The following is a 23,605-nucleotide window of genomic DNA, read 5'->3' as shown; positions in this document are numbered from 1 at the left end:
TCATGGGCACTCCACCTCGATCGGAACGCCGAACAACAGGCCGACGGCGACGTTCGCACCGCCCTCCTTGAAGGTATCCTCGCTCGCTTCCTGCACCAGCTTGCGGTCCCGGTCGTTGCCCATTGACCGCCGCAGCCATACCTCACAACCGGCGGGCGCACCGACAAGTTTGAGCGGATGCTCGTTTGCCAACCGAAAATCGATGAAAAAGGAACGATCAAAAATAGTCAGATGAAGAAACTTCGCCTTCACAGGCGTTTTCAGCGGCAGCGTAAAATGCAGAGTCAGGTGGTCGTCCTTGTAGTCAAAGAAGTAATCGACAGGCTCTGCAATCGGGAGTCTCTCCTTTACCCTCAAGAAGGTGAAGTAGGCGTTATTCTTCAGTGACTCGACTTCGGTCTGCGCCAACGGCGCCAGCTCCTCGCGGGTGTAGGCGCCCGTAGCCTCCCCCCGAAGCCCCTGCACAGCGTTGGCCGAGAATGCGTCGTCGAAAGTCCAGGCGTGACGGATGCCGGTTACGGCGCCGTCCGGCGCATAAAGCAGCTCGCTCGTCACTGCTACCGAAACATGCGGATGCGCGCTTGCCGCACTTGTCGCGAGCATCATTGCCGCGGAGAGGAACCATCCTAGCAGGGCGCGCATGCCCATCAGGCCGCCTTCGGAGCGTCGAGCAGGCCGCGACGGCGGAGCAGCGCGTCGGGCTCGGGCGGGCGGCCGCGGAAGGCCTCGTAGGCGGCTTCCGGATCGACCGATCCGCCGCTCGAATAGATGTCGTCGTGCAGGCGCTTGGCCACATCAGGATCGAAGATGTTGCCGGCCTCCTCGAAGGCGCCGAAGGCGTCGGCGTCCATCACCTCCGACCACATGTAGCTGTAATAGCCGGCCGCGTAGTGGTCGCCGGAGAAGATATGGCCGAACTGGGTCGGCCGGTGCCGCATCGCGATTTCCTCGGGCATGCCGATCTTCTCCAGCTCGCGTCTCTCGAAGGCGCGGACATCCTGCACGGCTGCCGCCGGCTGGGAGTGGAATTCGAGATCGACCAGCGCCGAGGAGACGAACTCGACGGTGGCAAAACCCTGGTTGAATTTTCGCGCGGCAAGGAAGCGCCTGAGCAGGTCGTCCGGCAGCGGCTCGCCGGTCTGGTAGTGGCGGGCGAATTGCTGCAGCACCTCGGGCCGCTCCTGCCAGTGCTCGTAGAGCTGCGAGGGCAGCTCAACGAAATCGGTGAACACCGAGGTGCCCGACAGTGACGGATACGTCACATTGGAGAGCATGCCATGCAGCCCGTGGCCGAACTCGTGGAACAGGGTGCGGGCATCGTCGGGTGACAGCAGCGAGGGCTCGGCTCCGGTACCCTTGGCAAAATTGCAGACGTTGATGACGAGCGGCGCGATCTCGCCATCGAGCTTCTGCTGGTCGCGCAGCGAGGTCATCCACGCGCCGGAGCGTTTTGACGGCCGGGCATAGTAGTCGCCGTAGAACAGCGCCTTGTGCTTGCCGTCGGGGCCCTTCACCTCCCAGACCCTGACATCCGGGTGCCAGACCGGCACGTCCTTGCGCTCCGCAAAGGTGACGCCGAACAGGCGCGTGGCGCAGTCGAAGGCGGCGGCGATCATATGGTCGAGCGTCAGATAAGGCTTGATCGCGGCGTCGTCGAAATTGGCGCGCTGGAGCCGGAGCTTCTCGGCGTAGAAGCGCCAATCCCAGGGAGAGAGCTTGAAATTGCCGCCCTCCTCCGTGATCAGCGCCTGCATCTCGTCGCGGTCGGCGAGTGCCCGGGCCCGGGCCGGCTTCCAGACCCGTTCGAGCAGGCCGCGAACCGCATCCGGCGTCTTGGCCATGGAGTCTTCGAGCCGGTAGGCCGCGAAGGTCGGGTAGCCCAACAGCTTGGCGCTCTCCTCGCGCAGCTTCAGGATCTCGCCGATGGTCGTGTTGTTGTCGTTGGAATTGCCGTTGTCGCCGCGCGCCGTGAAGGCCTTGTAGACCTTCTCGCGCAGGTCGCGCCGGGCCGAGCTCTTTAGGAACGGCTCGGTCGAGGAGCGCGACAGCGTCACGATGGCCTTGCCTTCCATGCCGCGATCTTCTGCCGCAGCTTTGGCGGCGGCGACGAAGCTCTCCGGCAGGCCCTGGCGGTCGGCCTCACCGAGCTCCATGAACCAGTCCTGCTCGTCGCCGAGCAGATGATGGCTGAAGCCGGTCGCGAGCTGGGCCAGCTTCTCGTTGATCTCGGCCATGCGCGTCTTGGCCTCGTCGGAGAGGCCGGCGCCGGCGCGGTGGAAGCGGGTGTAGGTGCGCTCCAGCAGGCGGAGCTGCTCCGGGTCGAGGCCGAGATTGGCGCGGTTCTCGTGCAGCTGGGCGATGCGGCCAAACAGCACGGCATTCATCATGATTGGATTCCAGTGCCGCGCCATCCGCAAGGAAACCTCCTTGTCGATCTCCAGGATGGCCGGGTTGGAATGCGCCGAGACCAGGTCGTAGAAGACGGAAGCAACCTTGTTGAGCAGCTTGCCGGAGCGCTCCAGCGCCGTGACGGTGTTGGCGAAGTCGGCCGCGGCCGGATCGTTGGTGATCGCCGCGATCTCGGCGGAGTGATCGGCAAAAGCCCGCTCGAAGGCGGGGAGGAAATGCTCCGGCTTGATCTCGTCGAAGGGCGGGGTCGCAAATGGCGTCACCCAGGCCTTCAGCAGCGGGTTGGCCTCGGTGTCCGTGGTTTGGCGGGGGTCTGACATCACAAGTCCGTTTTTTGAGCCGATTTGTTGGATCCAGCTATAGCACGCGATGGGGCTTTTTTGGGCCATTTGGCCTTGCTCCCGCCCGCCTTTTCGGGGAGATTGCGGCCCTCGAAGCTACGGACCCCAAAGCCCATGAACGCCCCCTCCTCGTCTTCCCGTCAGATCGTCTGGCCGAGCGTCATCACCGTTGTCAGCGCCGCCATCCTGATCGGTGCCGAGGTGTTCGGTGCGGCATTTGCCGGCGGCTGGGCACTCGCAATTCTGTTCGGGCTCGGCGACCAGGGCGCGCACATCCTTCAGGCCGTGATGTTTGCGCTCGGCGTGCTGGTGATGACCGCCTTCATCCGCGCCGCTCAGCGCGTCGAGCCGTTCACGAAGCGCGGCTGACGCGCGCACACGCGCTGCTCTGGAAAAACTTAACGCCTGTTCATCTTCAGCGTCGCTCGCGCATCACAGCGCAAGCAGATGTTAGGTAATCTTGTCGCTAGGCTAAAAAAATTCTTGCGATCGAGATTCAAAACCCTTATGTGCGTTCTTGCCCAATTTCGCACGTGCCTGTGGTCGTGTGTCAGTCGGTAGGTATCCGGACAAGAGGCCGGACAGCCGCCAAGGGGTGAAGAAGCCGAGGGGCTCTTCGGAAGTGCAGAAGTCGGAAGACCTTTAAAGTCAGACGACGGAAGCAAACCCGGAGCGTCCAGCATCTCTCTCAAAGAGATGCCTTGTCGAAGGTGACTTTGCTCTTTGCAACCGTGACTGGCAGCCGGAGGCGAACCGGCGCACCCCGCTCTCAACGGGGGACGCGACTTAAAGCAACGACGGATCGGGCTTTTTTGGTCTCTACCGGCAGTCCAACGCCGGCGCGGGCTACTGAAAAGGCTTGTCCTTCATTGCCAGGTGTGCGGGCGGGAAAAATTCCCAACCAATCCACGGCAGCACAGTCTGATGTGAGTCTTTGGCTCGTCACGCCTCCATCGCGTGATCTGGCCGGAGCGCTCTTATCCGACGACATTTTTTGAACGGATCCCCGTCGCTGGGCCGTTTGGGAGAGTGCTATGACCGAACGTATTCAGGAATTCCTGCGCAACCGCCGCAGCGAGGGCCGGGACACCGAGCCTTGCCTCGTCGTCGACCTCGAGGTCGTGCGCGACAATTACCAGACCTTTGCCAAGGCGCTGCCCGACAGCCGCGTGTTCTATGCCGTCAAGGCGAACCCGGCGCCGGAAGTACTAGCGCTGCTGGCATCGATGGGCTCGTGCTTCGACACCGCGACCGTCGCCGAGATCGAGATGGCGCTGGCTGCTGGCGCTACGCCCGACCGCATCTCCTTCGGCAACACGATCAAGAAGGAACGTGATATCGCGCGCGCCTTCGCGCTCGGCATCCGGCTGTTTGCCGTGGACTGCGTCCCCGAGGTCGAGAAAGTCGCCCGTGCCGCTCCCGGCGCGAAGGTGTTCTGCCGCATCCTCTATGACTGCGCCGGCGCCGAATGGCCGCTGTCGCGCAAGTTCGGCTGCGACCCGGAAATGGCCGTCGAGGTGCTCGACGTCGCCAAGCGTCTGGGCCTGGAGCCGTGCGGCATCTCCTTCCATGTCGGCTCGCAGCAGCGCAAGGTGAAGGCGTGGGACCGCGCTCTGGCGATGGCCTCGCAGGTGTTCCGCGACTGCGCCGAGCGCGGCATCAACCTCTCCATGGTCAACATGGGCGGCGGCTTCCCGACCAAGTACCTGAAGGACGTGCCGCCGGTCGTGACTTACGGCCGCTCGATCTTCCGCGCGCTGCGCAAGCACTTCGGCAACCAGATTCCGGAAACCATCATCGAGCCGGGCCGCGGCATGGTGGGCAACGCCGGCATCATCGAATCCGAGGTCGTGCTCATCTCGAAGAAGAGCGACGAGGACGAGGTGCGCTGGGTCTATCTGGACATCGGCAAGTTCGGCGGTCTCGCCGAGACGATGGACGAGTCGATCCGCTACGCCATCCGTACCCCGCATGACGGCGCGGACATGACCCCGTGCGTGCTCGCCGGCCCGACCTGCGACAGCGCCGACGTGCTGTACGAGAAGAACCCGTATCCGCTTCCCGTGACGCTCGAGATCGGCGACAAGCTGCTGATCGAAGGCACCGGGGCCTATACGTCGACCTACTCGGCGGTGGCGTTCAACGGCATCCCGCCGCTGAAGACCTACCACATCTGATCCGCCTCTCTCTTTCTGAGGCCTGACGAACCCGGGAGCCGGTCCGCCGGCTCCCTTCTCGACATTGCCATTCTGATGACGCCTTGGACCGGCGTGCTGCGTGCACGTCGGCTCAAGCGGGGACTGACGCGCCATGACTGCTTTTCGGAAGCCACAGATTGCCCTCACTTCGAAAGCCGCGCCGTTCGCCATCCGCAGCGAGCGTGCTGTCGACGTCACGATGCGTGAAGCGCTGCTCGATGCCTGCTTTGGCGAGAACCGCCATGACCGCACCTGCCAGCGCCTGCGCGACGGACGTGCACCTGCCGCGGGCCTTGCGCTGTCGGCGATGCACGAGGGGACACTCGTGGGAACCGTGCGGCTGTGGCACGTCAGCGCCGGAGGCAGGCCCGCTCTGGTCCTCGGACCGCTGGCGGTGGACCCCGCCTGCCGCGAGCTCGGGATCGGCGCCGCGCTGATGCAACAAGCGCTGGCTGCCGCTCGGGCGCGCGGGCATGCCGCCGTGATCCTGCTCGGCGACGCGCCCTACTACGCCCGCTTCGGCTTCTCTGCGGAGAAGACCGGCGCACTGGCGCTTCCCGGCCCGTTCGAGCGCGACCGCCTGCTGGCGATCGAATTTCAGGACGGTGCGCTGGATGGCGCCTGCGGGATGATCGTCCCGACCGGCGCGGCCCTGCCCAAACGGAGGGCGGTTCGCCCCCTCGAAGCGCACGCGGCGTAAGGGACTGCCATGATGGCGACGACCGAAGCCGCTTTGAGCGGCGATGCCCGGCTACGCCTACTTGACACCGCTCCTTGGGGGTTGCGCAGGCCCCGGAAACGCCCTTTAACCCCGCGAAACACCCTTTCAGCCGAGGTCCAACACATGTCCCGTCGCCTGATTTCGACCGGCTCCCCCTTCGAGAAGACCGCTGGCTACAGCCGCGCCGTGATCGACGGCGAGTTCGCCTTCGTCGCGGGGACCACCGGCTATGACTACACCACGATGACCATGCCGGCCGATGTCACGAGCCAGTCACGCAACTGCTTCAAGACCATCGAGGCGGCCCTGAAGGAGGGCGGATTCGAGATGGCCGACGTGGTCCGCGTGACCTACTACCTCACCGACGCCAAGGACGCCGACGCCCACTTCGCGGTCTGCGGCGAAGTCCTCGGCGAGATCCGCCCGGCCGCCACGCTTCTCGTCGTCTCCTCGCTCTACAAGCCCGAGATGAAGGTCGAGATCGAAGTCACCGCCAAGCGCCGCAGCGCCTGAGCCACCCCTCACCCTTTGTCCGCCAGCACGTTCCGGAGAACCCATCCCATGAGCCACCCCTCGCAGATCTACGCGAAGATCACTGGTCCCATCGTCATGGTCGGCTTCGGCTCCATCGGCAAAGGCACGCTGCCGATGATCGAGCGGCATCTCGATTACGACAAGTCGCGCGTCACCGTGATCGATCCCAAGGACGAGGGCCGCAAGGCGCATTGCGAGAAGCAGAATGTGCGCTTCATCCAGAAAGCCGTGACCAGGGACAATTACCGCGAATTGCTGACCCCGCTGCTCACCGAAGGCGGTGGCCAGGGCTTTTGCGTCAACCTCTCGGTCGACACCGGCTCGACCGACATCATGGAGCTCTGCAACGAGCTTGGTGCGCTCTATATCGACACCGTCAACGAGCCTTGGCTCGGCTTCTATTTCGATTCGTCGAAGGGCCCGGAAGCGCGCTCCAACTACGCACTGCGCGAAGCGACGCTGGCCGCCAAGAAGGCGCGCCCGGCGGGCTCGACGACGGCCGTCTCCTGCTGCGGTGCCAATCCCGGCATGGTCTCCTTTTTCGTCAAGCAGGCGCTGCTCAACGTCGCCGCGGATCTGAAGCTCAACGCCCCCAAGCCGAAGACCAAGGCCGAATGGGCGGATCTGATGCGGCAGGCCGGCATCAAGGGCATCCACATCGCCGAACGCGACACCCAGCGCTCCAAGTCGCCGAAAGAGCCGGACGTTTTCGTCAACACCTGGTCGGTGGAAGGTTTCCTGTCGGAAGGCGTGCAGCCGTCCGAGCTCGGCTGGGGCACCCATGAAAAATGGATGCCCGAGAATGCGCGGACCCACGAAGCCGGCTGCGGTGCCGCCATCTATCTGATGCAGCCCGGCGCCAACACGCGCGTGCGCACCTGGTGCCCGACCCGCGGCGCCCAGTATGGCTTCCTCGTCACCCACAACGAGTCGATCTCGATCGCCGATTACTTCACCGTGCGTGACGGGTCGGGCACGGCAGTCTATCGGCCGACCTGCCACTATGCCTATCATCCGGCCGACGATGCCGTGCTGTCGCTGCATGAAATGTTCGGCCGCGCAGCGAAGATGCAGGAGAAGCACCACATCCTCGACGAGAACGAGATCGTCGACGGCATCGACGAGCTCGGCGTGCTGCTGTTCGGTCACGACAACAACGCCTATTGGTACGGCTCGCAGCTCTCGATCGAGGAGACCCGCAAGCTCGCGCCCTATCAGAACGCCACCGGCCTGCAGGTGACCTCCGCTGTGCTTGGCGGCATGGTGTGGGCGCTGGAGAACCCGAAGGAAGGCATCGTCGAAGCCGACGAGATGGATTTCGATCGTCTGCTGGAAATCCAGCTGCCCTATCTCGGCCCGGTGAAGGGTTTCTACACCGACTGGACGCCGCTGACGGATCGTCCGGGACTGTTTCCGGAGGATATCGACACGAGCGATCCCTGGCAGTTCCGGAATATTCTGGTGCGGTAAGGGGCGAGCTCCCTCCGCCGGTCATTCCGGGGCGCGCCACTTAGCGCGAGCCCGGAATCCATCGGGCGGCGGTACGTGCGGATCAATGGATTCCGGGCTCGCGCTTCGCGCGCCCCGGAATGACGAAGAACCTACTTCTCCTTGATCGGCGGCGCGATCTTCTCGGCAGGTGCCGGCGGCAATGCTGGTTTCGCCGCGCCCGCAGCGCCCTGCGTCTGTGGATCGGGGCGCGCGGGCTCGGGCGCCGGCGTGGTGGGGCGATCGCCGCCGGGCTTTGATTCCGCAGGCGTCTTGCTCTGATCCTCGGACGGCGTGCCCTGAAGAGGCCCCGTCGCCTGCGCCGTCTGCATCCGGCTCTCGTCCCGGATCTGCGCGAGTGACAGGCCCGAGATCACGACGCCTGCAGCAAATAGCGAGCAAGCGATCAAAAGGTCTCGTCGAAGTCGGCGCTTGTCGTTCCTGCCGGGCATATCGATCACCGCTTTTGTCTGTGGGATCAACGAATTTGCCAAGCCGCAGTTCCAAGCCGGGGCCGGGCGGAACCGGAGGTTTGCGCGCCAAAACGCCGCGCTCAATCCGTGGTGCTGACTTCCCAGGTCGCGTGGCGCACGCCGGGCAAATGCTGGAGATCGGTCGCCACCGCGTTGAGCTCGTTCGGATCGACCGCGGTCGCAACCAGCTTTGCGACGATCTCCAGGATATCGTCGCCGATCTCGACGACTTCGATGTCGGCCACCTGATATTTCGCCGCCGCGAGCTTGTCGACGACGCGGTCGCGCATGTCGGGCAACGCATCGGTCGCGACCGCGAGCTTGAAGTAATAGGTCGCCTCCGAGGTCTTCTCATTCAGCGGGATGCGGTTGATGGCGTTGACCAGCGGGCGCAGCATCGTGTTGCCGGCAATGACGAACACGGTGAGCGCTGCGGCCTGCGCGACCATGTCGGCCCCGGCGCAGGAGCCGACGGCGGCAGAGGCCCACAGCGTCGCCGCGGTGTTGAGCCCGCGCACGTCCATGCCCTGCTTCATGATGACGCCGGCGCCGAGGAATCCGATGCCGGAGACGACATAGGAGATCACCCGCACCGCACCGTCCGCGCCGGTCAAATGCATGGCGAGATCGACGAAGGCGGCAGCGCCGACCGCGACCAGCACATTGGTGCGCAGGCCGGCGGTGCGCTGCCGATATTGCCGCTCGGCGCCGATCAGCGTGCCCAGCACGAAGGCCGTGAACAGGCTGACCAACGTGTCGGCAAAATCAGCGATCTGGAAGGTCGTCAGGAACCGCATGAGTCCCTATACGGCCGGAACGATGACAGATCAAAGCTCGAGCAGTCCGCCGTCCCCGTTTTCGTCGGCGAAGGCGAGCAGCGTGCCCTTGGCGTTCCAGGCGAGCCCGGCCACCGGCGGCGTACCGTTGCGGCGGACCAGGATCTCCGCGCCGTCCTCCATCCGCACCATCAGCACGGTGCCGTCGCTGTAGCCGGCGGCGAAGATGTCGTTCTTGGGGTGGCAGGCCACCACCGCGACGCGGGCCTGCAGCGGCGCCAGCATCGCGGGCTCCTTGCCCATCGGTCCGTCCTTGCTGGCGAACGGCCACAGGATCACGGTGTCGGCGCCCGAGGTCGCTAGCGCCTTGCCGCCTGCGCTCCAGGACATCGAGCGGACGCGGCCGGGATAGCCGGTCATGCGCATGTGCCTGTTATCGGCGAGCCGCCAGCCGTGCAGCGCCGCCTCATGCATTGTGGTGACCAGGAACTTGTTGTCCGGGCTGAAGGTGACGCCGAGATGCGAGCCGGCCCAGGGCAGGAATTCGGCTGATCCCTCCATGTTCGGAAACCACAGCGTGGCGCCGTTGTAATGGGCGATCGCGAGCCGCAGGCCCTTCGGCGCGAACGCGAGGCCACCGACGGTCGAGGGCACCTCGAGCGATTTTTCCTCGGCCCTGCCGCTCTTGACGGTCGCGGTCTTGCCGGCGGACCAGGCGAAGGCGCCATCCGGATGCAGCGCCACCGCATCGATCCAGCGCCGCTTCGGATCGGTGGCAAGCAGCGTCACCTCGCCCTTGGCGTCGAGCGCAACGACCTTGCCGTCGTCGCCGCCCATCACGAGGCGCTTGCCGTCGGAGGCGGTCGAGAGGATGCCGCCGCTGTGCACGGCGACGGTGGTGATCTCGCCCTTGGCGTCGACGAACGCGACATTCTCCTCGCCGCCGACGAAGGCAGCGCGGGGGCCAAGGAAATGCACCGAGGTCACGCCCATGCCGAGCGTAACAGGCTTGACGCGATCGGTGACGGAGACGATCGAGGCAGAATCGGGGGCCGGCGTAAACTCTTTCATCACGAGACGATGCAGCTCTCGAAGCCCGAGCGAATGAGCTCTTCGGGCAATTCGCGGCCGATGAAGACGAGGCGACTCTCGCGCTGCTCGCCGTCCTTCCATTTCCGCTGGTGGTTGCCCTCCAGCATCATGTGGACGCCCTGGAAGACGTAGCGATCGTCGTCGTCGTGAAAGGCGAGGATGCCCTTGGAGCGCAGGATCTTGCCGCCCTCGACCTGCACCAGATTCTGGAGCCAGGGCATGAACACGTTCGGATCGAGCGGCTTGTCGGTCTTGAGCGACAGCGACTGCATGTCCTCGTCGTGGTAATGCTTCAGGCCGTGGCCGTGATCATGGTCGTGATGATGATCGTGGCCGTGATGATCATGGTCGTGGTCATGATCGTCGGCCTGCAAAAAGTCCGGCTCGATGTCGAGGATGCGGTCGAGATCGAACGCGCCGCGATCGAGCACATCGGCCAGGGCCACCGAGCAGCGCTCGGTGCGATGGAGCTTCGCATAGGGGTTGATGGCACGGATGCGGGCCTCGACCTCGGCGAGCTCGGGCTTGCTGACGAGATCGGTCTTGTTCAGCACGATGACGTCCGCGAAGGCGATCTGGTTCTTGGCCTCGGGCGCGTCCTTCAGACGATCGGACAGCCATTTGGCGTCGGCGACCGTGACGACCGCGTCGAGGCGGGCGTTCTTCTGCACGTCCTCGTCGACAAAGAAGGTCTGGGCGACCGGCGCCGGATCGGCAAGGCCGGTGGTCTCGACGATGATGGCGTCGAACTTGCCCTTGCGCTTCATCAAGCCATCCATGATGCGGACGAGGTCGCCGCGCACGGTGCAGCAGATGCAGCCATTGTTCATCTCGAACACTTCCTCATCGGCGCCGATGATGAGGTCATTGTCGATACCGATCTCGCCGAATTCATTGACGATGACGGCGTATTTCTTGCCGTGGTTTTCCGACAGGATGCGGTTCAGCAGCGTGGTCTTGCCGGCGCCGAGATAGCCGGTCAGGACGGTCACGGGAATTTTGGAGACGGTCGCTTCAGACATAACAACTCCGACTTCGGGCTTTCCGCGCGACGCGAGGCGGGGTGGCCCCCTGCCCTAGTGGTCAAGCGCGCTGGTCAGCGCCTTTATATTGTGCCTGACCATGTCAATGTAAGTGGGTGCAGGCCCCTTTTCGCCGGTCAAACCGTCCGAAATCAGGGTCCCGCCGACCTTTGCCCCGGTCTCCGCGGCAATCCGCCGGATCAGGCGGTCATCGCTGATATTTTCAAAGAATACCGCCGGAATCCTCGCGGCCTTGATCTGGCCGATGATGGCGGCGATGTCCCGCGCGCTGGGCTCGGTTTCGGTGGAGACGCCCAGTGGGGCCACGAACTGGACGCCATACTCGGCGGCGAAATAGCCGAAGGCATCGTGGGTCGAGATCACCTTCCGCCGATCCGGCGGGATTTTGGCGACGGCCTCGCGGATCTCACGGTCGAGCGCTTCGAGCTTTTCCAGATAGGCTTTTGCCTGGGTCCGGAAGAGATCGGCATCATCCGGGTCGGCGGCGGCCAGCGCGTTGGTGATGTCGGCCACGTAGACTTTGGCATTGGGGACTGACTGCCAGGCGTGCGGATCGGCGGCCGAGCCGAGCTTCAAAGGCGCGATGCCGGCGCTCGCGGTCACGATTGTCGCCTTGCTGCCGGAGGATTGCACCAGCCGCGGCAGCCAGCCCTCGAGGCCGAGCCCGTTGACGATGACGAGTTTTGCGTCCGCGATCCGCTTCGCATCGGATGGGGCCGGCGTGTAGACATGGACGTCGCTGTCGGGGCCGACCAGCGTCGTGATGTTGATGCGGTCACCGCCGATGGCGCGGACGAAATCCCCGAGGATCGAGAAACTGGCGACGACGTTGAGCCGCTCCGCGGCGTGTGACGGCGAGGCGATCAGCAGAAGCACGCAAAGCAGGAGGCGCCGCATCGTCATGCTTCCAGATGCCGGCCGGGAAACAGCTGCCGGACGATGCCGCCGACGCGGCCGAACAGGACGGAGACGATGTAGAACACCGTCGCCACCAGAATGATTGCAGGGCCCGACGGCACGCGGGTCTGGAACGACAGCACGAGCCCGGCATAGCCCGAGACGGCGGCAGCGACGACCGCGATGCAGATCATCACCGTGAGATCGCGCGACCAGAACCGCGCGATGCCCGCCGGCAGGATCATCAGGCCCACCGCCAGCAAGGTACCGAGCGCCTGAAAGCCGTTGACGAGGTTGATGACGACGAGCGCGAGGAAGGCGAGATGCGCGGGGCCGCCGGCGCGGCTGACGGTGCGCAGGAATAGTGGATCGACGCTCTCGATCACCAGGGGGCGGTAGATCACCGCCAGCACCAGCAGCGTGACCGTGGCGTTGAAGGCGACCACCAGCAGCGTCTGATCGTCCATCGCGAGGATGTTGCCGAACAGCACGTGCAGCAGGTCGATATTGGTGCCCTTGATCGACACGATGGTGACGCCGAGCGCCAGCGAGGCCAGATAGAAGGTTGCAAGCGAGGCATCCTCCTTCAATCCGGTCGAGCGCGCGACCACGCCGGCGAGGATTGCCACGGCAAAGCCGGCGATCAGACCACCAGCGGTCATCGCGAACAGGTTGAGGCCGGAGAGCAGGAAGCCGACGGCGGCGCCCGGCAGGATTGCGTGCGCCATGGCGTCGCCGACGAGGCTCATCCGCCGCAGCATCAGGAACACGCCGATCGGCGCGCCCGCCAGCGACAGCGCGATCACCGCGGCAAGCGCTCGCCGCATGAACTCGAATTCGGTGAACGGACCGATCAGCGCGTCATAGACCATCTGGGATCACGCCGCCCGCGAGCGAGCATCGTCGGCCGCGCAGGCCGCCGCACTGTCGTCGAAGGCTTCGCACATCCGCATCGCGACCAGCAGGTTTTCGGGCGTGAGCACCTCCGCCGTCGGGCCCCACGCCACCGGGCCGCGGGCCAGCACCAGCGTCTCACTGAAATGGGTACGCACCATCTCCATGTCGTGCAGCGCGGCCAGCACGGTGCGGCCTTCGCCGTGCCAGTGCTTCACGAGCGCGAGCAGGTCGGCCGTGGTCTTGCTGTCGATGGCGTTGAAAGGCTCGTCGAGCACGATCAGGCGTGCATCCTGGAGCAGCACGCGCGCGAACAGCACGCGCTGCATCTGGCCGCCCGAGAGCGTGCCGATCGGACGGTTCTCAAAACCGTTGAGGCCAACGGAAGCGATCGTATCTAGGATCTTTTCACGCGCCGGCTTACCAATGCCGCCGAACAAGCCGGTGGCGCGCCACAGCCCGGTCGCGACGAAATCGAACACCGAAATCGGGAAGGTGCGGTCGATCTCGGCGCTCTGCGGCAGATAGGCGATGTCCCTGGCATCGAGCCCGCCGAGATGGATACTGCCGTCGAGTGGCTTGAGGATGCCGACGATGCCGCGCAGCAGCGTCGATTTGCCGGCGCCGTTCGGGCCGATCACGGCGACCAGCGCGCCGGAGGCGACCTCGCCGTTGAGATGGTGCACGGCCGGATGGCGGTCATAGCCGAGCGTGACGTTGTGAAAGTGAAGCGCTGCCATGGTCACCTCATCGCGAGCCAGACCACACCCCAGAGCACGGCGCAGACGGCGACGGCGGCTGCGAGGCGGCCGGCCACGGTCATGCGCAGGATCGACCAGGGCGCGTCCTGGGCTGGGTGCGGAGAGGCCGCGTCGTGGACATGGGCATGGGTGTGGTCGTGTCCGTGCGATTGCCCGTGGTCATGAGAATGGCCATGGGAGTGGCCATGAGCATGGGCGGGATGATGGGCGTGGGACGCGGCGGGAACCATGCCAAGAACGTTATATTATAACATTACGCTTGTCCACGGCCGTCACGCAGGGCGATTCCACACAGCAAAGAGGCGGCCGCGTGAGCGACCGCCTCTGTTGTTTCCGTCATTCCGGGGCGGCGAAGCCGAACCCGGAATCTCGAGATTCCAAGTCTGGTGCTAACGCAGCATCCTGGAATGGCGGAGTAAAGCCTCAGGCCTTGTCGAACAGGGACTCGACGTATTCCCAGTTCACGAGGTTCTCGACAAATGCCTTGAGATAGTCGGGACGGCGGTTGCGATAATCGATGTAGTAGGAGTGCTCCCAGACGTCGACGCCGAGGATCGGGGTCGCGCCGTGCACCAGCGGATTCTCGCCGTTCGGGGTCTTGGCGATCTCGAGCTTGCCGTTCTTGACCTGGAGCCAGGCCCAGCCAGAGCCGAACTGGCCGACGCCGGCCGCCTGGAAGTCCGTCTTGAACTTCTCGAAGCCGCCGAGGTCCTCGTTGATCTTCTTCTCGAGCTTGCCCGGCAGCTTGGTGCCGCCGCCATTGGGCTTCATCCAGCTCCAGAAGTGGATGTGGTTGTAGTGCTGGCCGGCGTTGTTGAACACCGCGGGGTTCTTGCCGAACGAGCCCTTGACGATTTCTTCAAGGGACTTGCCTTCCCATTCGGTACCCTTGAGCGCGTTGTTGCCGTTGGTGACGTAGGCCTGATGATGCTTGTCGTGGTGGAATTCCAGCGTCTCCTTCGACATGAACTGGCCGAGGGCGTCATAGGCGTAAGGGAGGGGGGGCAGCGTGAATGTCATGGGTTCTTGTCCGCAACTGGTGGGGAACGTGTTCTCTAACGGTCACCCCTTATAGAAGGTTCCTGCGCCGTTAAATACCGCCAATTTGCGAAAAGGCGCGATTGCGACGGCATGGCCCGATTGCACAACTTTCATGTCCTCGAAAAATATCATTGCCTTTGAAGTGCTTATGGCAGAACGAATGCGTCACGGAGCAGAGCTGCGAAAGCCATGAGCATCGAGATCGACATTTTGAACGGCGACGCCGCGTGGCCGATCGCGCAACCGCTGCTCAGCGCAGTCTGGGGACGCGACGCCGCCGAGCAGCCGTCCTGGAGTCACGTCAAATGGGCCCATGCCGATCTGCGCGTGCTGATCGAGACGCCCGAGGATGGCCTGGTCTGCCACGTCGGCATCTATTTCCGCACAATCACCTGGAATGGACAGAAGGCGCACGTCGGCGGCATCGGCGGCGTCTGCACGCGCGAGGATCGCCGCAACCGCGGCTACGCGACCATGGCGATCGACGCGGCGGTGCACACCATGCGCGCCAACGAGGCGGTTCGCTTCGCGATCCTGTTCTGCGAACCGCATAATGTCGCGTTCTACGAGGCCCGCAAATGGCGCGCCTTCACCGGCGACATCTATTGCGAGCAGCCGGAGGGCCGCGTCCACTTCACGCATATGGCGCCCTACGTGTTCGACATCGTCCGTGCGCCGACGCTCGGCACCATCGATCTCTGCGGCCTGCCGTGGTGAAACATTCGCTGGGGCAAATGAGCCAGCAATGTGATTCCATCAGGCGTTGCACGATTCTGATTTGCTGCTATGGAGACGCCTCCATTCCGAGGCCCCTCCATGTCCCGCAGATTCGCCGTCCTCTCCGTCCTCCTGGCTGCGCTGTCCGGCGCGACGGCCGCGCATGCGCAAAGTGCTGACGCGAGCGGGACCTGGCTCACCCAGGCTGGCGATGCCCGCGTGAAGATCAGCAAATGCGGCGGCGGCATTTGTGGCGTCATCGTGTGGTTGCGTGAACCATACGACACCGCGACCGGCCAGCCCGCAACCGACAGCAAGAATCCCAATCCCGCGCTCGCCAGGCGCCCGATGATCGGCCTGCCGCTGTTCTCCGGCATGCAGCCCGCAGGGCCGAACAAATGGTCGGGCCAGATCTACAATGCCGATGACGGCAGCACCTATGCGAGCAGCGTCTCGGTGTCGGGCACAGCGACGCTGCGCGTCGAAGGCTGCGTCGGCGCGCTCTGCGGCGGCGAGACCTGGACGCGGGCGGGACACTGATCCGCTCCCTCGTGTCCCGGACGCGATGCAGCGCGAAGCGCTGCCTCGCAGAGCCGGGACACACCACGATGGGCCCCGGCTCTGCATCGCATCACTACGTGCTGCGCTGCGTCCGGGGCAAGAGAGTGATTTCAGGCCACCATCGCCTTGAGCGCCGTCGCCGCAGAGGCGTAGCCGCCGCGCGCTCCGTCGATGAAGTGCACGTGGTCGCTGCGCAGCGCCGAGGGCGTGAAGCAGGTCATCATCGCGGCATCCTGCTGATAAAGCCCGTAGCGCACGACGCCATCGCGCGCAGCGGTCGCAAGACGATCGCTCAAGGCGCACTCGAGCTCCGGCGTGCAGTCGAGGATCATGCGCAGACCGTCGTCATATTTTCGGAAGTCGGAATTCTCGACGACCTGGCGCTTGTAGACCTTCGGCAGGAAGCCGCCGGCCTTGATGTCGAAGCGCATCAGGACATAGACGAAAAACGTATAGGCGAGCAGGCCGGCGCGGCGCTTGAGCAACGACCCGCCACGGATCGCCCGCGCCTCGTAGTCCAGGCCCTGCGGCGGCCATTTCAGCGGCGGCCCCTGCGGTGGCACGGGACGGCCGGAATCCGGACTGCGCTCGACGAGATGGATGATGTCCTCGATCACCTTGCGGAAGCCCTGCGGATCGGTGCCGCCTGCCGGCATCACCAGCACCGACAGGATCAGCCCGCGCGAGGCCGGAATCACCTCGAAGCGGCAGGACAGGCCGGAGAGATCGGGTTGCGTGCCTGAGGGCGCCTCAGCGACGGCGAACTCGCCGCGCTTCATCGCGGCGTCGGCCCAGGCGAGCCCGCCGCCGGAGAACATCGCATAGGACAGATTGGCCGACGGACCGAAGCGCGCCACGCGCACGTCAAGACCTGTCGCGCGGATGGCGCTCACCGGAACGAGCGCGACACGCATTTTGAGATCGAGGTCTTCCCGCACCCAGGTCGCCGTTGCAGCCAAAGCTTCGCGTGCAGCATCGAGATCGGCCGGCGCGACCGCAAAACTGGCGCCGTCGCCGCCGAACACGAAAGGAAATTCGCGTCCCTCCAGCGCATTCGTCACCGCAGCGATCACGGCGGCGCCAGCCATGTTGACCGCCTTGTAGCGCTGCGCCGCGATCGCCTTGGTGGAATCGACGATGTCGGCGACGCCGACGCTCCAGTCCTCCGGCAGCGGGGAATAGAGCTTGGGCTCCATCAGGCTGGTGAAGCCGCGGAAGACGGGTATGGCGCCATAAAAGGATGCGGCTGTCATCGCAGGAGCTGGTCAGGTTTGCACGAGAACAGATACGGGGCGGGATCGATCCGGGTTCGCCTGCCGGCTCGCCCGAACAACGGCGCATCATTGGCTGAAACGGGGATGACAACAAGATGCGGCGCCTGCCACCCGAGCACTGTTCGCAGGCAATCTGCCGGGACGCAAGCTAATGCAGTTTCTCGTCCGCATGCTTGCGCGATACATCCGCGGGGGCGTTGTGACAGCCAACCAGCCGCACAAATTGCTGCGGATGCATTTCGTGGCCGTGGTCGCCGGAATTCTGATGCGTCATCGGGGGGCAGTGAACGTCCTCCGGCTTCGCGCGGGACTGTTCGATCCGGCCTTGATTTGAAGCGGTCATGTTTGACGCGACCATGGACTGCTCCTCTCGATTAGGGCAGATCGATTGACGTAACCCAATCGATTGCGGCGTATCTTACGACCAGATCCGGTGAAATGTCATTGGGCCTGATCAACTCAATTGTGGCAACGGAGTTCCTTTACGCCGTGTTGCCCGCGTCGATCGTGAACACGGTGCCGGTGACGTTGCGGCCGCCCTCGCCGAGCAGATATTCCACCATGCGCGCGATGTCATCCGTCGCCGGCAATCGCCGCAGCGCGCTGCGGCCGGCGATGCGCTTGCGGCTTTCGTCGGAGAGATTGTGCGTGAGCTCGGTGTCGATGAAGCCCGGCGCGATCGCGTTCACGGTGATGCCGAGCTTGCCGACCTCGCGCGCGAGCGATCGGGTGAAGCCGGTGGCGGCGGCCTTGGTTGCGCCGTAGACCGAGAGGCCGTTATAGCCCGTCGTCGCGATGATCGAGGAGATGTTGATGATGCGGCCGGCGCCATCCGCCATCATCTGGCGCGCAACATATTTGGTGAGGATGATCGGCGACAGCACGTTGAGCTGCACCAGCGCCTCGATTTCGGAATTGTGCATGGTGGCGAGCAGGCCCTCGGTGCCGAGGCCGGCATTGTTGACGAGGCCGTAGGTCGGGCCGAATTCATCGCGCACGAGCTTTGCGAAAGCGGGGATCGCATCGATCACGGCAAGGTCGCAGGCGCGGAAGTGCAGCCGGCCTTCGGACCCGGCGATCGCGGCCTTGAGCTCGTCGCTCTCGCGCCGCGCGGCCGCGATGACGTTGTAGCCGGCGCTGACCAGGCGCTTGCCGATCGCAAGGCCAATGCCGCGGCTGCCGCCGGTGACGAGAACATTATGCATCGGTACGCGCCAGTTTGCCGGCCGGGGTGACGTCGAGCGCCTCGACGAAGCGGACCACCGCCGGCACCTTGTGGGACGCCAGCTGCGCGCGGCACTGATCCAGGATCTGGTCGCGAATTTCCTTCGCGCGTGCCTGGTCGGTGCCGTCGGCAAGGATCACGTCGGCGACGACGATGCCGCCCGTGATCGGGCTGCGCCGCGATTTCGCCCGCGACATCCGCACGTCGGGATGACGGTTGATCGCCGCCTCGATCTCCTCGGGATGCACTTTCAGGCCGCCGATATTGATGATGCCGCCGCGTCGGCCGACGAAATAATAGCGGTCGCCGCGCAGTTCGACGATATCGCCACTGTCGACGAAACCGTCGCCGTCGGTGAGCGCAGCCGCGTTGCGGCCGATATAGGCGTGTGCCGTGCGCGTCGAGCGGATCCGCAACGAGCCGTCGACAACTTTCATCTCGACGCCGTTACGGCTGCCGAGATAGTTCGCTGGAAAACCTTCGAGCCCGTCATTGACGGCGAAGCCGACGCCGGCCTCGGTCGAGGCATAGGCATGGCCGACGGAGGAATTGGGGAATGCCGCCTTGAGGCCGTCGAGCACCGCCTGGTCGGCGATCTCCCCGGAGAGGCGAACATAGCCCGGCGCAAACTGCGCGGCGGAGCCGCTCATCAGGAGCTTGCGCCAGTGCGACGGCGTGCCGGAGATGTGCGAGACCCCGCGCGCGTTCAGCCGGGCAACGTGATCGGCGAGCGCCTCGTGCGGGTCCGACAGCACCATCGAGCCACCGGAGAGGACGGCGCGAAGGAAGATCTGCAGGCCGCCATAGCGCCGGATGTCATAGAACGTGGCCCAGACCGGCGCGGGGCCCTTGGCGGGGCCTTCGGCGACGATAGCGCCCGTGAGCGCTTCCAGCGTATGGCCGACGATTTTCGGCACGCCCGATGTGCCCGATGTGAGCATCAGCCATTCGGTCGCGCGCTCGGTCTGCGCAGGCGCGGTGGATTGAAGCGGCAATTGTGCAGTAACGACCAGCGACACGGCGGTCGCGGTCCAGTGATCCGGCTCGTCGGTGACGACAGCATCGATCCCGGCATCTGCGATCAGGGCGTCCAGATGCGCCGGGTCGAGATCCGGCGGGCACAGCAACATGCGACGGACGATACCGTCGAGCTCGATCATGGCGAGGCCCGACCGGAGCTGGTCCGACAGCTTCAGCAACACGGCGCGGCCGGACAGCTCGCGCAGGCTGCCGCCGAGGACGGTCTGCGACAAGATATCGGTCAGCGACACGACATGGTGCGCATCCGACAGGTTGCGGCCCTTCAGCTCCGCGCCGAGATGGTCACGGAGCGCAAAGATCTCACGCGGGGACATTTTCGTAGGCCCGCACGAAATCGCCCACGGTGGCGGGGAACGCTGCGTCCTCGGAAATGGTGAAGGGATCGACGCCGGTCTCGTCCTCGAGACGTGCGACCAGGATCGCGAAGGCGAGCGAGTCGAAGCCCGTCTCGTGCAGGGACAGATCGTCCGAGAGTGCGGGAAGCGTGACGTGCTGTTCCCTAGCGATCTGCTGAATCGCTTCAATGACCTTGGATCGTACCGACATGGCTGGCTCGCCTCTTACTTAGTTAATCCATCGTAGTCTTGCGGCGGCTCGTGATGACCGCCTTCCCCGTGGCCGCTTGTTTACCCGACAGAAGTAAATGGCCTCTTGGACAATTCAGATAAAATTGGACCTATCTCTCGATTTTGCCGCGGCTACAGCCTGATCGTACCGTCCACGATCTGTGCAAAAGCCCTGGAATCGAGCGCGACATAGGCGCCGGATCTCGGCTCGAGCATGAACATCGCGTCTTCTATTGCACCCGGGTCAAAGCCCTCACGCGCGAGCTCGCCCTTCTTCTGCTTGAATGTCTCGGTCGCATCGAGCTCGCGCGAGATGCGGATGAAGACCGGGTGGGCATAGGCCGGCAGCCGCTGCGCGAGATAGGCAAACAGTGCGGCGATATCAAATCCCTCGTTCACGACGATCGCGCTCATGCCGGCGCGGCCGTCGGTGCCGGGGATGCTGACGCCGTAGCTGGTGGCATCGACCACGCCGGTGAAATCGCGCACGGCGTCGTTGACCTCGGAGGTCGCGACGTTCTCGCCCTTCCAACGGAAGGTATCGCCGATGCGATCAACGAAGTGGAAGAAGCCCTTGTCGTCGAGCCGCATCAGATCGCCGGTACGAAACCAGGCATCGCCCTTGGCGAAGACGTCGCGAAGGATCTTCTTCTCGGTCTCACCGGCATCGGTATAGCCCTCGAAGCGGCCACCGCCCTCGTCCGCCTTGCCGATACGGCCGATGGCCTCACCCGCCTCGCCGCGTGCGCAGGCTATGCAAAAGCCTTCGCCATTGCGCAGCGGCGCGCCGGTGTCGGGGTCGAGCCTGACGAGGCCTGCGGGAAAGCGATGCGCAAGCAGCGGCGGGATGCGGCCGATGGCGCCCGGCTGGCCCTCGACGTTGAACAGCGAGAAATTGGCTTCGGTCGCGGCATAGAATTCAAGAATGCTGGGAATGGCGAAACGGCCCTGGAAATCCTCCCAGATATCGCCGCGCAGGCCATTGCCGCAGACCAGCCGCAGGCGGTGACGGTTTTCGTATTCCGACGGCGGCGCCTTGAGCAGATAGCGGCAGAGCTCGCCGATATACTGAAACAGCGTACAGTCGTGCCGCACGATGTCGGGCCAGAAGTTCGAGGTCGAAAATTTCTCCGCGATCACCACCGCGCCGCCGGCGGCGAGCATGCTGCACGGCGCGACGATGCCGCCGACCGAGTGGAACAGCGGCAGGCAATCATAGAGCCGGTCCTGCGGCGTCGCGCCGGTGAGGCCGGCGAACCAGAAACCCCAATTGAGGATGCGGCGATGGCTGATGCTGGCGGCCTTCGGCAGGCCGGTGGTCCCGGAGGTGTAGATCAGCAGCGCGCGGTCATCGATGGTGACATCGCCGTGCTCCTCCGGCGACAGCGCCCCATCATCGAGCGCGGCAAGCGCAACATCGATCGCGCGCGCGCTGCGAGCATCGCCATGGGTCCAGATCTCGGCGTCGGTGTTCAGATGCGGCCCCGCGCTCTCCAGCGTCTCCGCGAGCTCATGCGCGACGATGATATGCGAGGGCTTTGCGACATCGATGCAATGCGCGAGAGACTGCCCGACAAGCTTGGTATTGATCAGCGCCACTACGCCACCAACGCGGCTGATGCCGAGCCAGGCCGCGACATAATCGATGCCGTTCGGCATGATCAGGCCGACAGTATCTCCTTTGGCGACGCCGGCCGAGAGTGCCCAGCGCGCATAGCGGTTGATGCGCTTCGACAGGCCGTCATAGTCGAGGCTGGCGTCGTCCGTGACCAGCGCGACGCGGTCGGGCTGGCGACGTGCCCAATCGTCGACGACGTCGGCGAAGAGGCGGTCCGGCCGCGTCTCGATCCGCGCAGTCAGCTCGATCGCCTTCAGCCAGATCTTTGAAGCCGAGGGCGCGCGCGCGGCTTTCGTTTGCTCGATGACGCCGGTGGTCATGCCGTTCATTCTTTCGGGCGGTATCTGCTTGTTCCCGGCAACTTAGCTCGCTCGTCCTGCGCAGGTGTTAAGAGACAAGGTAAAACTCGGTTAGCTCTCGATTAACTGCGATCATCCTTTACCAAGCCGACGGGAACGTCGTGCGGCCTGGGGCGATTCTTGCGATAGCAAATCCACACTTTCGGGTGTGCTGTGCGCGTCCCCTTCGCCGCAAGATGAACTGGAGGCTGCGATGATCACCAAGCGACACTTCCTTCAGACCGCCGCCTGTGCCGCGGCCACGCTCATCGCTCCGCGCGCCTTCGCGATCGGCAACCCGTCTTATCCGTCGCGCAGCGTGAAATGGGTGGTGCCCTATGCACCGGGCGGCGCCACCGACGTGCTGTCACGTCTGATCTGCCAGCGGCTGTCCGACCGGCTCGGCCAGACCTTCGTGGTCGAGAACAAACCCGGCGCCGGCAGCAATATCGGCACACAGGCGGTGATCACGTCCGCGCCAGATGGCTACACGCTGCTGTTGACCTCGACAGCGAATGCGATCAACGCCTCGTTCGATCCGGCGCCGCCGTACGATTTCGCCAAGGGCATCGCGCCGGTCGCCGGCGTTGCGCGCATTCCACTGGTGCTGGTCGTCAACAACGATTTGCCGGTGAAGAGCGGCTCCGACTTCATCGCCTATGCCAAGGCCAATCCCGGCAAGATGTCGATCGCCTCCTCCGGCATCGGCACCTCGCTGCATCTCTCCGGCGAATTGTTCAAGTCGATGGCCGGCGTCCAGTTCACGCATGTGCCGTACCGCGGCTCCGCGCCGGGCCTGACCGACGTGATGAGCGGGCAGATCCAGGGCATGTTCGACAACGTCACCTCGTCGTTCGAGCTGGTGCGCACCGGCAAGCTGCGCGCGCTCGGCATCACCACGCGCGATCGCTCGGAGATTTTGCCTGACGTGCCACCGATCGCCGACACACTTTCCGGTTACGAGACATCCTCGTTCTACGGCGTCGGCGCTCCCTACGACACGCCGCGCGAGATCGTCGACCTGCTCAATCGCGAGGTCGACGCGGCGCTGTCCGACGCCGGTATCAAGGCGCGCCTCGCCGAGCTCGGCGCGATCCCGCTGCACGGCAATGCAGGCGCGTTCGGCGGCATGCTGACCGCCGAGACCGAGCGCTGGCGCAAGGTGGTGGAGCTGTCGGGGATCAGGAAAGAATAGCTCGCGGCTTCTACGCGCCAAGCAAGCGGATCGTCATCCCGGACGACCGCATCACAATCCGTCAGTACACCTGCTTATGACGCCTGCGTGGCGGGGGCGGCGGCTTATCGAAAGCGTAATAGGGATTGACGTCGCAGCTGGCCGCGAGGCCCGATGCCGTGGCGCGGCACTGCTCCAGCGAAGTGAAGCTGCAGTCGAAATAGCCGCCGCCGCCGCCACCACCCAAGCCGCCGCCACCACCCGTGTATTTGTGCATGCACACCGGGTAACGCGGATCATAGGTCTGGGCCCTGGCATCTGCCGCAACGAACAGCGTGGCAATGGCGGTGAGGGTCAGGAGAGGCAGGCGCATCGGACATTTCCTCGAATTGGTAGCAACGGCAGGCGTTATGCCATTTCGAT

General features: G+C 64.6%; 26 protein-coding genes. 9 read left to right on the top strand and 17 right to left on the bottom strand.

All coding sequences use genetic code 11. The features are described from left to right. Positions 1–648 (bottom strand): DUF1007 family protein, encoded by a 648-nt coding sequence (locus ABID58_RS12510; RefSeq protein WP_354032851.1) that lies wholly within the window; start codon positions 646–648, stop codon positions 1–3. Further along, positions 648–2,729, bottom strand: a complete 2,082-nt coding sequence (locus ABID58_RS12505; protein WP_354032850.1) for a M3 family metallopeptidase — start codon at positions 2,727–2,729, stop codon at positions 648–650. Before ABID58_RS12505 ends, ABID58_RS12510 begins: the two co-directional genes overlap by 1 nt. A gap of 135 nt (positions 2,730–2,864) precedes the next feature. On the opposite strand from ABID58_RS12505, the gene ABID58_RS12500 reads away from it, so the two are divergent. The 5 genes from ABID58_RS12500 (at position 2,865) to ABID58_RS12480 (ending at position 7,673) form a co-directional block, all read left to right on the top strand. Then, a complete protein-coding gene (locus ABID58_RS12500) occupies positions 2,865–3,119 on the top strand; it encodes a hypothetical protein (protein WP_354032849.1) in 255 nt (84 codons plus the stop codon). 665 nt (positions 3,120–3,784) lie between these two features. Beyond that, positions 3,785–4,927, top strand: a complete 1,143-nt coding sequence (locus ABID58_RS12495) for a type III PLP-dependent enzyme (protein ID WP_148751770.1) — start codon at positions 3,785–3,787, stop codon at positions 4,925–4,927. A 133-nt stretch (positions 4,928–5,060) separates the two neighbouring features. Continuing rightward, positions 5,061–5,648, top strand: coding sequence for a GNAT family N-acetyltransferase (locus tag ABID58_RS12490; protein ID WP_354032847.1), 588 nt, complete (start codon positions 5,061–5,063; stop codon positions 5,646–5,648). Between the two features lie 144 nt (positions 5,649–5,792). Next, entirely contained in the window at positions 5,793–6,182 is a 390-nt protein-coding gene (locus tag ABID58_RS12485; protein WP_354032846.1) for a RidA family protein, read from the top strand. Between the two features lie 48 nt (positions 6,183–6,230). Further along, a complete protein-coding gene (locus ABID58_RS12480; protein WP_354032845.1) occupies positions 6,231–7,673 on the top strand; it encodes a homospermidine synthase in 1,443 nt (480 codons plus the stop codon). Between the two features lie 131 nt (positions 7,674–7,804). Here ABID58_RS12480 and ABID58_RS12475 read toward each other — a convergent pair whose 3' ends face one another. The 9 genes from ABID58_RS12475 to ABID58_RS12435 form a co-directional block, all read right to left on the bottom strand. Beyond that, a complete protein-coding gene (locus ABID58_RS12475; protein ID WP_187434901.1) occupies positions 7,805–8,143 on the bottom strand; it encodes a hypothetical protein in 339 nt (112 codons plus the stop codon). A 101-nt stretch (positions 8,144–8,244) separates the two neighbouring features. Next, positions 8,245–8,961 carry an MgtC/SapB family protein gene (locus ABID58_RS12470; RefSeq protein ID WP_354032844.1) on the bottom strand — a complete coding sequence of 239 codons (717 nt, stop codon included), beginning with the start codon at positions 8,959–8,961 and terminating at the stop codon, positions 8,245–8,247. Between the two features lie 30 nt (positions 8,962–8,991). Further along, on the bottom strand, positions 8,992–10,011 hold the full coding sequence (locus ABID58_RS12465) for a WD40 repeat domain-containing protein (protein WP_187434900.1): 1,020 nt from the start codon (positions 10,009–10,011) through the stop codon (positions 8,992–8,994). Continuing rightward, positions 10,011–11,054, bottom strand: a complete 1,044-nt coding sequence (locus ABID58_RS12460; RefSeq protein WP_148751763.1) for a CobW family GTP-binding protein — start codon at positions 11,052–11,054, stop codon at positions 10,011–10,013. The genes ABID58_RS12465 and ABID58_RS12460 overlap by 1 nt, the downstream gene beginning before the upstream one ends. A gap of 54 nt (positions 11,055–11,108) precedes the next feature. Further along, positions 11,109–11,972, bottom strand: coding sequence for a metal ABC transporter solute-binding protein, Zn/Mn family (locus tag ABID58_RS12455; RefSeq protein ID WP_354032843.1), 864 nt, complete (start codon positions 11,970–11,972; stop codon positions 11,109–11,111). 2 nt (positions 11,973–11,974) lie between these two features. Next, positions 11,975–12,844: a metal ABC transporter permease gene (locus tag ABID58_RS12450; RefSeq protein WP_148751761.1), complete on the bottom strand. Its 870-nt coding sequence runs from the start codon at positions 12,842–12,844 to the stop codon at positions 11,975–11,977. A gap of 6 nt (positions 12,845–12,850) precedes the next feature. Continuing rightward, entirely contained in the window at positions 12,851–13,606 is a 756-nt protein-coding gene (locus ABID58_RS12445; protein ID WP_354032842.1) for a metal ABC transporter ATP-binding protein, read from the bottom strand. Between the two features lie 2 nt (positions 13,607–13,608). Next, positions 13,609–13,857: a hypothetical protein gene (locus ABID58_RS12440; protein ID WP_148751759.1), complete on the bottom strand. Its 249-nt coding sequence runs from the start codon at positions 13,855–13,857 to the stop codon at positions 13,609–13,611. Positions 13,858–14,050: 193 nt separating this feature from the next. Continuing rightward, positions 14,051–14,647, bottom strand: a complete 597-nt coding sequence (locus ABID58_RS12435) for a superoxide dismutase (protein ID WP_063985730.1) — start codon at positions 14,645–14,647, stop codon at positions 14,051–14,053. Positions 14,648–14,857: 210 nt separating this feature from the next. Between ABID58_RS12435 and ABID58_RS12430 the strand changes: the two genes are divergently transcribed. Together ABID58_RS12430 and ABID58_RS12425 are read left to right on the top strand one after the other, a co-directional pair. Next, positions 14,858–15,385, top strand: coding sequence for a GNAT family N-acetyltransferase (locus ABID58_RS12430; protein WP_354032841.1), 528 nt, complete (start codon positions 14,858–14,860; stop codon positions 15,383–15,385). Between the two features lie 99 nt (positions 15,386–15,484). Beyond that, on the top strand, positions 15,485–15,925 hold the full coding sequence (locus ABID58_RS12425; RefSeq protein WP_354032840.1) for a DUF2147 domain-containing protein: 441 nt from the start codon (positions 15,485–15,487) through the stop codon (positions 15,923–15,925). A gap of 131 nt (positions 15,926–16,056) precedes the next feature. Here ABID58_RS12425 and ABID58_RS12420 read toward each other — a convergent pair whose 3' ends face one another. Further along, positions 16,057–17,199, bottom strand: a complete 1,143-nt coding sequence (locus ABID58_RS12420) for a DUF3095 domain-containing protein (RefSeq protein WP_354032839.1) — start codon at positions 17,197–17,199, stop codon at positions 16,057–16,059. 172 nt (positions 17,200–17,371) lie between these two features. On the opposite strand from ABID58_RS12420, the gene ABID58_RS37390 reads away from it, so the two are divergent. Then, positions 17,372–17,554: a hypothetical protein gene (locus ABID58_RS37390; RefSeq protein ID WP_502916404.1), complete on the top strand. Its 183-nt coding sequence runs from the start codon at positions 17,372–17,374 to the stop codon at positions 17,552–17,554. 148 nt (positions 17,555–17,702) lie between these two features. Here ABID58_RS37390 and ABID58_RS12410 read toward each other — a convergent pair whose 3' ends face one another. The 4 genes from ABID58_RS12410 to ABID58_RS12395 all read right to left on the bottom strand — a co-directional run bounded on the left by ABID58_RS12410 (position 17,703) and on the right by ABID58_RS12395 (position 21,999). Continuing rightward, the gene (locus tag ABID58_RS12410) at positions 17,703–18,425 is read right to left on the bottom strand and encodes an SDR family NAD(P)-dependent oxidoreductase (protein WP_354032837.1); all 723 of its coding nucleotides are present in this window, start codon (positions 18,423–18,425) and stop codon (positions 17,703–17,705) included. Further along, entirely contained in the window at positions 18,418–19,800 is a 1,383-nt protein-coding gene (locus ABID58_RS12405; RefSeq protein WP_354032836.1) for a class I adenylate-forming enzyme family protein, read from the bottom strand. Before ABID58_RS12405 ends, ABID58_RS12410 begins: the two co-directional genes overlap by 8 nt. Next, complete coding sequence (locus ABID58_RS12400) at positions 19,787–20,032, bottom strand: acyl carrier protein (RefSeq protein WP_008135396.1); 246 nt, start codon at positions 20,030–20,032, stop codon at positions 19,787–19,789. Before ABID58_RS12400 ends, ABID58_RS12405 begins: the two co-directional genes overlap by 14 nt. 152 nt (positions 20,033–20,184) lie before the next feature. Further along, positions 20,185–21,999 carry a long-chain-acyl-CoA synthetase gene (locus ABID58_RS12395; RefSeq protein WP_354032835.1) on the bottom strand — a complete coding sequence of 605 codons (1,815 nt, stop codon included), beginning with the start codon at positions 21,997–21,999 and terminating at the stop codon, positions 20,185–20,187. 223 nt (positions 22,000–22,222) lie between these two features. Here ABID58_RS12395 and ABID58_RS12390 point away from each other — a divergent pair, with 223 nt between their 5' ends. After that, positions 22,223–23,203, top strand: a complete 981-nt coding sequence (locus tag ABID58_RS12390) for a Bug family tripartite tricarboxylate transporter substrate binding protein (RefSeq protein WP_354032834.1) — start codon at positions 22,223–22,225, stop codon at positions 23,201–23,203. 61 nt (positions 23,204–23,264) lie between these two features. Here ABID58_RS12390 and ABID58_RS12385 read toward each other — a convergent pair whose 3' ends face one another. Then, positions 23,265–23,555: a DUF3551 domain-containing protein gene (locus tag ABID58_RS12385; RefSeq protein WP_354032833.1), complete on the bottom strand. Its 291-nt coding sequence runs from the start codon at positions 23,553–23,555 to the stop codon at positions 23,265–23,267. Positions 23,556–23,605 lie beyond the last annotated feature (50 nt).

Source organism: Bradyrhizobium sp. S3.2.6 (assembly GCF_040546885.1).
In the GTDB taxonomy this organism is placed as follows: Bacteria; Pseudomonadota; Alphaproteobacteria; order Rhizobiales; family Xanthobacteraceae; genus Bradyrhizobium; species Bradyrhizobium cytisi.
The sequence above is the reverse complement of the archived record's forward strand: the minus strand, read 5'-3'. Positions and strand labels throughout refer to the sequence as shown.

Coding starts and splice junctions, on each gene's coding strand:
- ABID58_RS12510 (WP_354032851.1), bottom strand. CDS start 648: ATGGGCATGCGCGCCCTGCTAGGATGGTTCCTCTCCGCGGCAATGATG.
- ABID58_RS12505 (WP_354032850.1), bottom strand. CDS start 2,729: ATGTCAGACCCCCGCCAAACCACGGACACCGAGGCCAACCCGCTGCTG.
- ABID58_RS12500 (WP_354032849.1), top strand. CDS start 2,865: ATGAACGCCCCCTCCTCGTCTTCCCGTCAGATCGTCTGGCCGAGCGTC.
- ABID58_RS12495 (WP_148751770.1), top strand. CDS start 3,785: ATGACCGAACGTATTCAGGAATTCCTGCGCAACCGCCGCAGCGAGGGC.
- ABID58_RS12490 (WP_354032847.1), top strand. CDS start 5,061: ATGACTGCTTTTCGGAAGCCACAGATTGCCCTCACTTCGAAAGCCGCG.
- ABID58_RS12485 (WP_354032846.1), top strand. CDS start 5,793: ATGTCCCGTCGCCTGATTTCGACCGGCTCCCCCTTCGAGAAGACCGCT.
- ABID58_RS12480 (WP_354032845.1), top strand. CDS start 6,231: ATGAGCCACCCCTCGCAGATCTACGCGAAGATCACTGGTCCCATCGTC.
- ABID58_RS12475 (WP_187434901.1), bottom strand. CDS start 8,143: ATGCCCGGCAGGAACGACAAGCGCCGACTTCGACGAGACCTTTTGATC.
- ABID58_RS12470 (WP_354032844.1), bottom strand. CDS start 8,961: ATGCGGTTCCTGACGACCTTCCAGATCGCTGATTTTGCCGACACGTTG.
- ABID58_RS12465 (WP_187434900.1), bottom strand. CDS start 10,011: ATGAAAGAGTTTACGCCGGCCCCCGATTCTGCCTCGATCGTCTCCGTC.
- ABID58_RS12460 (WP_148751763.1), bottom strand. CDS start 11,054: ATGTCTGAAGCGACCGTCTCCAAAATTCCCGTGACCGTCCTGACCGGC.
- ABID58_RS12455 (WP_354032843.1), bottom strand. CDS start 11,972: ATGCGGCGCCTCCTGCTTTGCGTGCTTCTGCTGATCGCCTCGCCGTCA.
- ABID58_RS12450 (WP_148751761.1), bottom strand. CDS start 12,844: ATGGTCTATGACGCGCTGATCGGTCCGTTCACCGAATTCGAGTTCATG.
- ABID58_RS12445 (WP_354032842.1), bottom strand. CDS start 13,606: ATGGCAGCGCTTCACTTTCACAACGTCACGCTCGGCTATGACCGCCAT.
- ABID58_RS12440 (WP_148751759.1), bottom strand. CDS start 13,857: ATGGTTCCCGCCGCGTCCCACGCCCATCATCCCGCCCATGCTCATGGC.
- ABID58_RS12435 (WP_063985730.1), bottom strand. CDS start 14,647: ATGACATTCACGCTGCCCCCCCTCCCTTACGCCTATGACGCCCTCGGC.
- ABID58_RS12430 (WP_354032841.1), top strand. CDS start 14,858: ATGAGCATCGAGATCGACATTTTGAACGGCGACGCCGCGTGGCCGATC.
- ABID58_RS12425 (WP_354032840.1), top strand. CDS start 15,485: ATGTCCCGCAGATTCGCCGTCCTCTCCGTCCTCCTGGCTGCGCTGTCC.
- ABID58_RS12420 (WP_354032839.1), bottom strand. CDS start 17,199: ATGACAGCCGCATCCTTTTATGGCGCCATACCCGTCTTCCGCGGCTTC.
- ABID58_RS37390 (WP_502916404.1), top strand. CDS start 17,372: ATGCAGTTTCTCGTCCGCATGCTTGCGCGATACATCCGCGGGGGCGTT.
- ABID58_RS12410 (WP_354032837.1), bottom strand. CDS start 18,425: ATGCATAATGTTCTCGTCACCGGCGGCAGCCGCGGCATTGGCCTTGCG.
- ABID58_RS12405 (WP_354032836.1), bottom strand. CDS start 19,800: ATGTCCCCGCGTGAGATCTTTGCGCTCCGTGACCATCTCGGCGCGGAG.
- ABID58_RS12400 (WP_008135396.1), bottom strand. CDS start 20,032: ATGTCGGTACGATCCAAGGTCATTGAAGCGATTCAGCAGATCGCTAGG.
- ABID58_RS12395 (WP_354032835.1), bottom strand. CDS start 21,999: ATGAACGGCATGACCACCGGCGTCATCGAGCAAACGAAAGCCGCGCGC.
- ABID58_RS12390 (WP_354032834.1), top strand. CDS start 22,223: ATGATCACCAAGCGACACTTCCTTCAGACCGCCGCCTGTGCCGCGGCC.
- ABID58_RS12385 (WP_354032833.1), bottom strand. CDS start 23,555: ATGCGCCTGCCTCTCCTGACCCTCACCGCCATTGCCACGCTGTTCGTT.